Genomic DNA, 9,675 nt, shown 5'->3' on the forward strand with positions numbered 1-9,675 from the left:
ATCGAATCTTTACGGCGGGCCTTCCGACAATGCTCGCGAGCGGACGTCCCGCATCGTGGAGCTTTGAACATGAACGCAATCGATGGTGTGTCGCTGATCCTGGTGATCGGCCTCTTCGCCTACCTGCTGGTGGCTCTGCTCACCGCCGGGCGCGGCTGAGGAGGTGGCCATGCACGACAACGACTGGCTGCTGCTGGCAGCTTTTTCCCTGCTGGTGCTGGCACCGGCGCCGTTTCTGGGGCGCTACTTCTATCGCGTGATGGAAGGCCAGCGCACCTGGCTGAGCCCTCTGCTGCACCCCCTGGAGCGCGCCTGTTACCGTGTCGCCGGCATCGACCCGCAGCAGGAGCAGGGCTGGCGCGGCTATAGCCTCGCACTGCTGGCCTTCACGCTGGTCTGCCTGCTGGTGCTGACCGGCATCCTGCTGTTGCAGGGCGCCTTGCCGCTCAACCCGCAGCAGGTGGCCGGGATGAGCCTGCCGCTGGCCTTCAACACGGCGGTGAGCTTCGTCACCAACACCAACTGGCAGGCCTACAGCGGTGAGGCACAGCTCAGCTATTTCAGTCAGATGCTTGGCCTGGGGGTGCAGAACTTCGTCAGCCCGGCGGTGGGACTGGCGGTGCTGGTGGTGCTGTGCCGGGGGCTGACGCGGCAGTCCAGCGACCGTCTGGGCAACTTCTGGGTCGACCTGACCCGCGCCGTGCTCTACGGCCTGCTGCCACTGTGTCTGATGCTGGCGTTGCTGCTGGTGTGGCAGGGCGTACCGCAGACCTTCAGCGACTACGTGGCGGCGACCACCCTGCAGGGCAGCGAGCAGACCCTGCCGATGGGGCCGGCGGCCAGCCAGATTGCCATCAAGCAGCTGGGCACCAACGGCGGCGGATTCTTCGGGGTCAACTCGGCGCACCCCTTCGAGAACCCCACGGCGCTGAGCAACCTGCTGGAGCTGGCGTCGATCCTGCTGGTCCCGGCAGCGCTGGTGTTCGCCTTCGGTCACTACGTGCGGGACCTGCGTCAGAGCCGGGCGATCCTGGCCAGCATGCTGTTGCTGTTCGCCATGGGGCTGGGCCTCTGTGCCTGGGCGGAGTTGCAGCCGAATCCGCTGCTGGCGGGGCTGCCCGTCGAGCAGGTGGGCTCACTGGAGGGCAAGGAAGCCCGCTTCGGCAGCTTCGCTTCGGCGCTCTGGGCCACCACCACCACGGCGGCCTCCAATGGCTCGGTGAACGCCATGCACGACAGTTTCAGCGCGCTCGGCGGGCTGGTGCCGCTGTTCAACATGGTGCTCGGCGAGATCATCTTCGGCGGCATCGGCGCCGGTCTCTACGGCATGCTGCTGTTCGTGCTGATCGCCGTGTTCCTCGCCGGCCTGATGATCGGTCGCACACCGGCCTACCTGGGCAAGCGGCTGGAGGCGCGCGAGGTGCGCCTGCTGGTCGCCACGCTGATGGTGATGCCGCTCGGCGTGCTGGTCTGCGTTGCCCTGGCGGTGAGCTTCGCCGGACCTGCGGCCTCCATCGGCAACCCCGGCCCGCACGGTTTCACCCAGGCGCTGTACGCCTATGGCTCGGCCACCGGCAACAACGGATCGGCCTTCGCCGGCTTCAGCGCCGACACCCCCTACCACGACCTCATGCTCGGCCTGGCCATGCTGCTCGGGCGCTTCGGCTACATCCTGCCGGTGCTGGCGATCGCTGGCAGCCTGGCGGCCAAGCGCACGGCCCCGCTGGGGCGGAACAGCTTCCCCACCCACGGCCCGCTGTTCGTCGTGTTGCTGACTCTGACCATCCTCCTGGTGGGTGGCCTGACTTTCATGCCGGCGTTGGCCCTGGGCCCGCTGGCCGAATACCTGGCACTGTGAAGGAGCGCCCGTGATGAATGTCCATGTATCGGCGCAATGCAGCGCCAACCCGTCCAGCGGCAAGGTGCAGACCCACCTCGGTGCGCTGTGGCGCCCGGCCCTCAGGCAGGCCTTCGTCAAGCTCGACCCGCGCCAGATGGTGCGTTCACCGGTGATGCTGGTGGTCGAACTGACGGCGCTGGTCACCAGCGTGCTGTGTTTCGTGCCAGCCGCTCAGCCCGGGGATGGCCAGGTAAGCACTGCCCTGGGCGTGCAGATCGCCCTGTGGCTGTGGTTCACCGTGCTGTTCGCCAACTTCGCCGAAGCGCTGGCCGAGGGCCGTGGCAAGGCGCGTGCCGACAGCCTCAAATCCGCCGGCCAGGGACTGATGGCGCGCAAGCGGGTCGGTGCGCAGTTCCAGTCGGTCGCCGCCGCCAGCCTGCGTACGGGCGATGTGGTGCGGGTCGAGGCCGGCGAGCTGATACCGGGCGACGGCGAGGTGATCGAAGGGATTGCGGCGGTCAACGAGGCGGCCATCACCGGTGAGTCCGCGCCGGTGATCCGTGAGTCCGGCGGGGACCGCTCGGCAGTCACCGGCAATACCCGCCTGGTGTCGGACTGGCTGCTGGTGAGGATCACCGCCAATCCTGGCGAGTCCACGCTCGACCGCATGATCGCTCTGGTCGAGGGCGCGCGCCGGCAGAAGACGCCCAACGAAGTCGCGCTGGATATCCTGCTGATCGGCCTGACCCTGATCTTCCTGCTGGTGGTGGCCACCCTGCAGCCCTTCGCCCGCTTCGCCGACGGCAACCTGCCGCTGATCTATCTCGCCGCGCTGCTGGTGACGCTGATCCCCACCACCATTGGCGGCCTGCTCTCGGCCATCGGTATCGCCGGCATGGATCGCCTGGTACGCCTGAACGTCATCGCCAAGTCGGGGCGCGCGGTCGAGGCGGCCGGTGACGTGCATACCCTGTTGCTGGACAAGACCGGCACCATCACCTTCGGCAACCGCCGCTGCAGCGCGCTGCTCCCGGCGCCCGGGGTCGCTGCGGCGGAGCTGGCCAGGGCGGCGCTGCTGGCGTCGCAGGGCGATGACACCCCGGAGGGCAAGTCGATCGTCGAGTACCTGGCGTCGCTGCAGCCGCTGGCGTTGCCCGCTCCTGATGGCATGAGGCTGATCGCCTTCAGCGCCGAGACACGCCTGTCGGGTGTCGACGTGGATGGCCTGGCCTATCGCAAGGGCGCGGTGGACGCCGTACTGGCCTACCTCGGGCTGGGGCGTGACGGCATGCCGGCGGCACTGGCGAGCGAGGTGGAGAAGATTGCCAAGAGCGGCGGTACACCGCTGCTGGTGGCCGCTGACGGGCGACTGCTCGGCGCCATTCACCTCAAGGACGTGGTCAAGCCGGGTATCCGTGAGCGCTTCGCCGAACTGCGCGCCATGGGTATCCGCACCGTCATGGTGACGGGTGACAACCCGCTGACCGCTGCGGCCATCGCCGCCGAGGCGGGGGTAGACGACGTGATCGCCGAGGCGACGCCGCAGAAGAAGCTGGCGCGCATCCGCGCCGAGCAGGCCGAGGGCAAGCTGGTGGCGATGTGTGGCGATGGTGCCAACGATGCACCGGCTCTGGCCCAGGCCGATGTCGGGCTGGCCATGAACGATGGGACTCAGGCCGCCCGCGAGGCCGCCAACCTGGTGGATCTGGACAGCGACCCGACCAAGTTGATCGACGTGGTGCAGGTCGGCAAGGAGCTGCTGGTGACGCGCGGTGCGTTGACCACCTTCTCGCTGGCCAACGATGTGGCGAAGTACTTCGCCATCCTGCCGGCGCTGTTCGCCGGTATCTATCCACAGCTCGGCGCACTCGACCTGATGCAGCTGCACAGCCCGCAAAGCGCGATTCTCTCGGCCATCGTGTTCAACGCCCTGATCATCGTCGGATTGATCCCGCTGGCGCTGCGCGGTGTGCGCATCCGGGCCCTGGATGCCGGCCAGCTGCTGCGGCGCAACCTGCTGATCTACGGCCTCGGCGGCCTGCTCGCCCCCTTCGCCGGCATCAAGCTGCTCGACCTGCTGCTGGTGGCGCTGGGCTGGGTGTAGTCCGCGCTCGACCTGCCCCGGAGCTGATCCGGGGCAACTTTCTGGAGAACCATCATGCTCGAACATATTCGCCCTGCCGTCGCCACCCTGGCGCTGATGACCCTGCTGACCGGCGTCGCCTACCCGCTTGCGGTCACGGCCATGGCGCACCTGGCATTCCCCGACCAGGCTGCCGGCAGCCTGGTGCGAGACGAAATGGGGCAGGTGCGTGGCAGCCGCCTGATCGCCCAGGCCTTCGACGGCGATCAGTGGTTCCAGCCACGCCCCTCGGCGGGTGATTACGCCACCGTGGCCAGCGCCGCCAGCAACCTGGCGGCGAGCAATCCGCGCCTGTACGAGCGCGTCGCACGGCTCAGCGCCGGCCACGACGCTCAGGCGCCGGTGCCGATGCAGCTGGTGACCACCTCGGCCAGCGGCCTCGACCCGCATCTGTCACCCGCGGCCGCTGCCTGGCAGGTGCCACGCATTGCGCAGGCGCGCAACCTGGCGCCAGAGGTGCTGTCGCAGCTGATCGAGGCGCACACCGAACGCCCGCTGTTTGGCCCTGCGGTGGTCAATGTGCTGGCCCTGAACCTGGCGCTGATCGACAATCCGCCCCTCAACGCCCGCTGATGATCCCGCCATGACTGACAGCCTGCGCGCCGAAGCGCTGCTTGCCGACCTGCCCCGCGAAGGCCGTGGGCGGCTCAAGGTATTTCTCGGTGCTGCGCCCGGCGTGGGCAAGACCTACGCCATGCTGCAGGCCGCCCATGCGCAGCTGCGCATGGGCGTGCCGTTGCGTGCGGGGGTGGTCGAAAGCCATGGTCGCAGCGACACCGAGGCCCTGCTGCTGGGCTTGCCGCAACAGCCGCCACGGCGCCTGCCCTACCGTGGCCTGGAAATCTGCGAGATGGACCTCGACGGTCTGCTGCTCGATCCGCCGAGGCTGGCACTGGTCGACGAGCTGGCGCACAGCAACGCCCCTGGCAGTCGTCACGCCAAGCGCTGGCAGGATGTGCAGGAGCTGCTCACGGCCGGCATCGACGTCTACACCACGGTCAACGTCCAGCACCTGGAGAGCCTCAACGACCGCATCCGCGACATCACCGGGGTGCAGGTGCGTGAAACCGTACCGGACTGGGTGCTGCAGGAAGCCGACGAGATCCAGTTGATCGACCTGCCGCCGCGCGAGCTGCTGGAGCGCCTGCGCGACGGCAAGGTGTACATGCCCGAACAGGCGCGGGCAGCCATCGACGCGTTCTTCTCTCCGACCAACCTGACCGCGCTGCGTGAGCTGGCCATGCAGACCGCCGCCGCACGGGTCGATGCCGATCTCGACCGGCGCTACCGCCAGCTTGGCCAGGCCGCGCCCAGCGTGCTTGGGCGCTTGCTGGTGGGGGTGGATGGTGATGGCGAGGCCGAGCGCCTGGTGCGTCACGCCTGCCGGGTGGCCGAGCGGCGTCATCTGCCCTGGTCGGTGGTGCACGTCAACAGCCGCCAGGCCATGGACGACGTGCAGCGTGGGCGGGTGCAGGCGGCCTTGAGCCTGGCCGAGCGCCTGGGGGGCGAGGTGGTGATCCTGCACGGCGAGTCGGTGGCGCGCACGCTGCTCGAGCATGCCCGCGAGCGGCGTGCCAGCCTGATTCTGGTTGGCAGCAGTGCACGGCGCCTGCGACGGCGCTGGTTCGGCCGTGGTGTTGGCGAGCGCCTGCTGGCGGCGGGGGCCGGACTGGAAGTGAGCGTGCTGGATGCCGAGGCGGGGCAGCCGCACGCCGGGCGTGGCCGGCAACCGGCACCGCGCTGGCGCGACTATCTGCTGGCGCTGTTGGCGACCGCCGGTGCCACGCTGATCGCCCTCGGGCTGGCGCGGATACTGGAGTTGCCGAACATCTCGCTGGTGTTTCTCGCCGCCGTGTTGCTGGTGGCCGTACGCAGCAGTCTGGGGCCGGCGCTGCTGTGTTCGGGGCTGTCGTTTCTGGTCTACAACTTCCTCTTCATCCCGCCGACCCTGACCCTGCACATCCAGCGTCAGGAGGACGTGCTGACGCTGCTGTTCTTCCTGCTCATGGCCGGCCTGACCGGTAACCTGGCCAGCCGTCAGCGGCGTCAGGTGCAGGCGCTGCGCCACATGCAGGGTGAAACCACGGCACTGCTGGAGCTGTCGCGCAAGCTGACCGTCGCCGCTGACCGCCAGGCCGTGCTGGCGGTGGCCGAGCAGCAACTGGGCGGCTGGGCGGAGGTGCAACTGACGCTGCTGTCGCGCATGGCGCAGGGGCCGTGGCAGCACGAGGGTGGCCTGCACATCGAGCTGTCCGACGCCGAGCGCGCTGCCGCGGACTGGGCCTGGCAGCATGAGCAGCCCGCCGGTCTCGGCACCGACACCCTGCCGGGCAGCCGCTGGTGGTGGTGGCCGCTGTGCGGGGAGGAGGGCGCCTTGCTGCTGCTCGGCCTGCGGACAGCCGCTGGCACGCCGCTGACGGACACGCGCCGCCGGCTGGTCGCCGCGCTCGCTCAGCCGCTGGCACAGGCCCTGGCGCGCGCGCAGTTGGCCGAGGAGCTGGAAGCCGCGCGCCTGCATGGACAGACCGAAGAGTTGCGCAGTGCCTTGCTGGCCTCGGTGTCGCACGACCTGCGTACGCCGCTGACGGCCATGCGCGGTTCCATCGACGCCCTGCTGGCACTGGGCGACGCGATCCCCGCAGCGGATCGCCACGAGCTGCTGGAAGGCACCCGTGATGAGGCCGAACGGCTCGACCGCTATATCCAGAACCTGCTCGACATGACCCGCCTGGGCCATGGCGGGCTCAAGCTGGCGCGTGACTGGGTGGCGCCCAGTGACATCGTCGCCAGCGCCCTGCAGCGCCTGCGCACGGTGCTTGCCCCGCTGCGGGTGCAGTGTGTGCTGCCGGCAGAGCCGCCGCTGCTGTACGTGCATGCGGCGCTGATCGAGCAGGCGCTGGTCAACGTGCTGGAGAACGCTGCGCGTTTCTCGCCGCCGGATGGGCGTCTGCGTGTGTCGCTGGAGTTCGATGAACAGACGTTGCGTTTCGTCGTCGCCGATCAGGGGCCTGGCATTCCCGAGGCGGAGCGGGTGAAGATCTTCGACATGTTCTACACCGCCGCGCGCGGGGACCGTGGTGGCCAGGGCACGGGGCTGGGCCTGGCCATCTGCCAGGGCATGGTCGGTGCCCACGGTGGCCGCGTCAGCGTCGGCGACGGGCTGGATGGCCGTGGTGCCAGCCTCACCCTGCACCTGCCATTGACCGCGCAACCACAAACCAACGAGGAAGAGTGATGGGCCAGGGACCGAGCATTCTGCTGATCGACGATGAGGCGCAGATTCGCAAGTTTCTGCGTATCGCCCTCAGTGCTCAGGGCTATCGGGTGCTGGAGGCCGCGAACGGCGAAGACGGTCTGGCCCAGGCGGCCTTGCAGAGCCCGGATGTGGTGGTGCTCGACCTTGGTTTGCCCGATCTCGACGGCCAGCAGGTCCTGCGCCGCCTGCGTGAATGGAGCCAGGTGCCGGTGCTGGTGCTGTCGGTGCGCGCCAGCGAGGGCGAGAAGGTGCTGGCGCTGGACGGCGGCGCCAACGACTACGTGAGCAAGCCCTTCGGTATTCAGGAGTTCCTGGCCCGTGTGCGCGTGCTGCTGCGCCAGGGGCAGGTACGCGAAGCGCTGCCGGCGAACATCGTCTGTGGCGGGCTGAACATCGACCTGGCCTATCGACGGGTCAGCGTGGAGGGCGGCGAAGTCGCCCTGACGCCCAAGGAGTATGCGGTGCTCGCCCTGCTTGGCCAGCACCTCGGACGCGTGGTGACGCAGCAGCAGCTGTTGCGCGACATCTGGGGGCCGAGCCACGTCGGTGACAGCCACTACCTGCGCGTGGTGGTCGGTCATCTGCGGCAGAAGCTGGGTGACGATCCGGCCGCGCCCCGCTACCTGATTACCGAGGCGGGCGTGGGCTACCGCCTGAGGGGCGATTGAGCGGCGCTGGACGCCGCCGCCAGTGAGGCCAGCGGCGGCTCGCGCTCAGGCGCTGAGGCTGAGCTGGCTACCCAGGCTGCCGGCGTCGTTCTGGCTGCTCTGGTAGTGCTGCAGCAGCTTGCCGATCATCTCCGAGACCTGTGGTTCGAGCTCGGGCCTGGGTGGGCGCTGGGCGACGGCCTCGAGCAGGCTGTCCAGCGTCGCGTCGTCGCCTTCGCTACTCTGCGCCAGTTCGAATGAGGGGCCGCCAGACGGCGGAGGGGGTGGCGCGAGTGCGCTCAGTTCGTCCAGGTCGAGGCCGCCGTCACCGTCGCTGTCCAGCTCGGCGAGCAGGGCACTGGTGTCGACTGCGCCGTCGTTGGCCAGTGCGGCGAGTTCGTCGGCATCAATGCGGCCGTCACCGTTGGCGTCGAGCTGGGCGAACATGTCCTCGGGGTTGGGCCCGCCCGGTGGCGGCGGCGGAGGCGGTGCGAGTGCGGCGATCTCGTCGCTGTCGAGGCTGCCATCGCCATTGCCATCGAGTTGGCTGAACAGCTCGTCGATGTCGATGGTCAGGCTGCTGTCGTTCTCCTGTGCGGCGCTGAGCACGCTGCTCAGTTCTTCCTTGGCGACGCTGCCGTCGCCGTCGCTGTCGAGCAGGCTGAACAGCTTTTCCTGCATGTTGGCCGGGCCTCCGGCGCAGCTTCCGCTGCTGGCGGTGCTGCGCTGGGTGCTGGAGTAAGTCGAGCTGTAGGCGTAGCCCGAGTAACTGCTGACACCACTGATCATGAGCGTTGCTCCCATGGTTGGCTGGCTGAAGAGGCTTCTTCAGCCATGGCAGGTTCAGGGGCGCTTATGTACGGGGTGTGTGGACTTTGTATCAGGCAGGACACGTGAGCGCGCGTGGCAGGCGCAGTATGGCCGTCAGGCCGCCACCGGGGGTTTCTTCCAGGTGGATGTCGCCGCCCTGGCGTTGCGCCGCCTCGCGGGCGATGGTCAGCCCAAGGCCCACGCCGCCGGAGTTGCGATTGCGCGAACCTTCCACGCGGTAGAACGCCTCGAACACGCTTTCCCGCAAGGCCGGCGCGATGCCCGGGCCGTAGTCGATGACGCGTACCTCGACCCACTCGGGGCCGTCGCGCAGTTCGATCTCGGCATGCTCGGCGTAGCGCAGGGCATTCTCCACCAGGTTGTTGATGCACGAGCGCAGTGCCACCGGGCGCGCCTGCAGGGGCGCGCACTGGCCCCGGACGCCGACATCCTCGCCGCGTTCGCAGGCGTCTTCGGCCAGCGCTTCGACCAGCGCCTGGATATCCAGGTTCTGTGCTTGCTCGGCGTTGTGCAGCTGGCGCAGGTAGCCGAGGGTGGCATCGAGCATCTCGGTCATCTCGGCCAGGTCCAGGGCCATGCGCTCGCGCACCTGCGTGTCGGGGATCTGTTCCAGGCGCAGTTTCAGGCGGGCCAGCGGCGTGCGCAGATCGTGCGACACCGCTGCCAGCATGCGCGTGCGCTGCTGCACCTGGCCGCGAATGCGCTGCTGCATCTGGTTGAAGGCCTGGGCGGCCTGACGTGTCTCGCGTGGCCCGGCCAGTGGCAGCGGCGGGCTGTCGAGGTCGTCGGCCAGCTGTTCGGCTGCCTCGGCCAGGTGGCGGATCGGCCGGCTGAGCAGGCGCGCGCAGTACCAGGCCGCGAGCAGCAGGGTGATCAGCTGAAAGCCGAAGACGATCAGCGGGCCATCGAGTCGTGGCGGGGGAGGGCCGGCCTCGGGCGACGGCAGGCCGTCCAGCGC

The 9,675-nt window shown here is 68.9% G+C and carries 8 protein-coding genes; 6 read left to right on the forward strand and 2 right to left on the reverse strand.

Annotated elements, in window-relative coordinates; genetic code table 11:
* Positions 1 to 69: 69 nt before the first annotated feature.
* Genes EPK82_RS19160 through EPK82_RS19185 form a run of 6 tightly spaced genes read left to right on the forward strand, consistent with a single transcriptional unit; the run spans position 70 to position 7,907 of the window.
* Positions 70 to 159 (forward strand): potassium ABC transporter ATPase, encoded by a 90-nt coding sequence (locus EPK82_RS19160; protein ID WP_037051350.1) that lies wholly within the window; start codon positions 70 to 72, stop codon positions 157 to 159.
* A 10-nt stretch (positions 160 to 169) separates the two neighbouring features.
* Positions 170 to 1,858, forward strand: coding sequence for a potassium-transporting ATPase subunit KdpA (gene kdpA / locus EPK82_RS19165; protein ID WP_134677679.1), 1,689 nt, complete (start codon positions 170 to 172; stop codon positions 1,856 to 1,858).
* A gap of 13 nt (positions 1,859 to 1,871) precedes the next feature.
* Positions 1,872 to 3,944 (forward strand): potassium-transporting ATPase subunit KdpB, encoded by a 2,073-nt coding sequence (kdpB, locus tag EPK82_RS19170; protein ID WP_134677680.1) that lies wholly within the window; start codon positions 1,872 to 1,874, stop codon positions 3,942 to 3,944.
* Positions 3,945 to 3,998: 54 nt separating this feature from the next.
* A complete protein-coding gene (gene kdpC, locus EPK82_RS19175; RefSeq protein WP_134677681.1) occupies positions 3,999 to 4,556 on the forward strand; it encodes a potassium-transporting ATPase subunit KdpC in 558 nt (185 codons plus the stop codon).
* 10 nt (positions 4,557 to 4,566) lie between these two features.
* The gene (locus EPK82_RS19180) at positions 4,567 to 7,218 is read left to right on the forward strand and encodes a sensor histidine kinase (protein WP_134677682.1); all 2,652 of its coding nucleotides are present in this window, start codon (positions 4,567 to 4,569) and stop codon (positions 7,216 to 7,218) included.
* Entirely contained in the window at positions 7,218 to 7,907 is a 690-nt protein-coding gene (locus tag EPK82_RS19185) for a response regulator (protein ID WP_134677683.1), read from the forward strand. Before EPK82_RS19180 ends, EPK82_RS19185 begins: the two co-directional genes overlap by 1 nt.
* 45 nt (positions 7,908 to 7,952) lie before the next feature.
* On the opposite strand, the gene xopAW is transcribed toward EPK82_RS19185, so the two are convergent.
* Both xopAW and EPK82_RS19195 read right to left on the reverse strand, forming a co-directional pair.
* A complete protein-coding gene (gene xopAW / locus EPK82_RS19190; RefSeq protein WP_167494379.1) occupies positions 7,953 to 8,675 on the reverse strand; it encodes a XopAW family type III secretion system calcium-binding effector in 723 nt (240 codons plus the stop codon).
* A 91-nt stretch (positions 8,676 to 8,766) separates the two neighbouring features.
* Positions 8,767 to 9,675: ATP-binding protein (locus EPK82_RS19195; protein ID WP_134677685.1), on the reverse strand; the 909-nt coding region annotated here is incomplete at its 5' end.

Source organism: Ectopseudomonas khazarica, from assembly GCF_004521985.1.
Lineage (GTDB): Bacteria > Pseudomonadota > Gammaproteobacteria > Pseudomonadales > Pseudomonadaceae > Aquipseudomonas > Aquipseudomonas khazarica.

What these genes read in the sequence shown, in the direction of transcription:
- EPK82_RS19160 (WP_037051350.1), top strand. Translation starts at nt 70, where the DNA reads ATGAACGCAATCGATGGTGTGTCGCTGATCCTGGTGATCGGCCTCTTC.
- kdpA (WP_134677679.1), top strand. Translation starts at nt 170, where the DNA reads ATGCACGACAACGACTGGCTGCTGCTGGCAGCTTTTTCCCTGCTGGTG.
- kdpB (WP_134677680.1), top strand. Translation starts at nt 1,872, where the DNA reads ATGAATGTCCATGTATCGGCGCAATGCAGCGCCAACCCGTCCAGCGGC.
- kdpC (WP_134677681.1), top strand. Translation starts at nt 3,999, where the DNA reads ATGCTCGAACATATTCGCCCTGCCGTCGCCACCCTGGCGCTGATGACC.
- EPK82_RS19180 (WP_134677682.1), top strand. Translation starts at nt 4,567, where the DNA reads ATGACTGACAGCCTGCGCGCCGAAGCGCTGCTTGCCGACCTGCCCCGC.
- EPK82_RS19185 (WP_134677683.1), top strand. Translation starts at nt 7,218, where the DNA reads ATGGGCCAGGGACCGAGCATTCTGCTGATCGACGATGAGGCGCAGATT.
- xopAW (WP_167494379.1), bottom strand. Translation starts at nt 8,675, where the DNA reads ATGATCAGTGGTGTCAGCAGTTACTCGGGCTACGCCTACAGCTCGACT.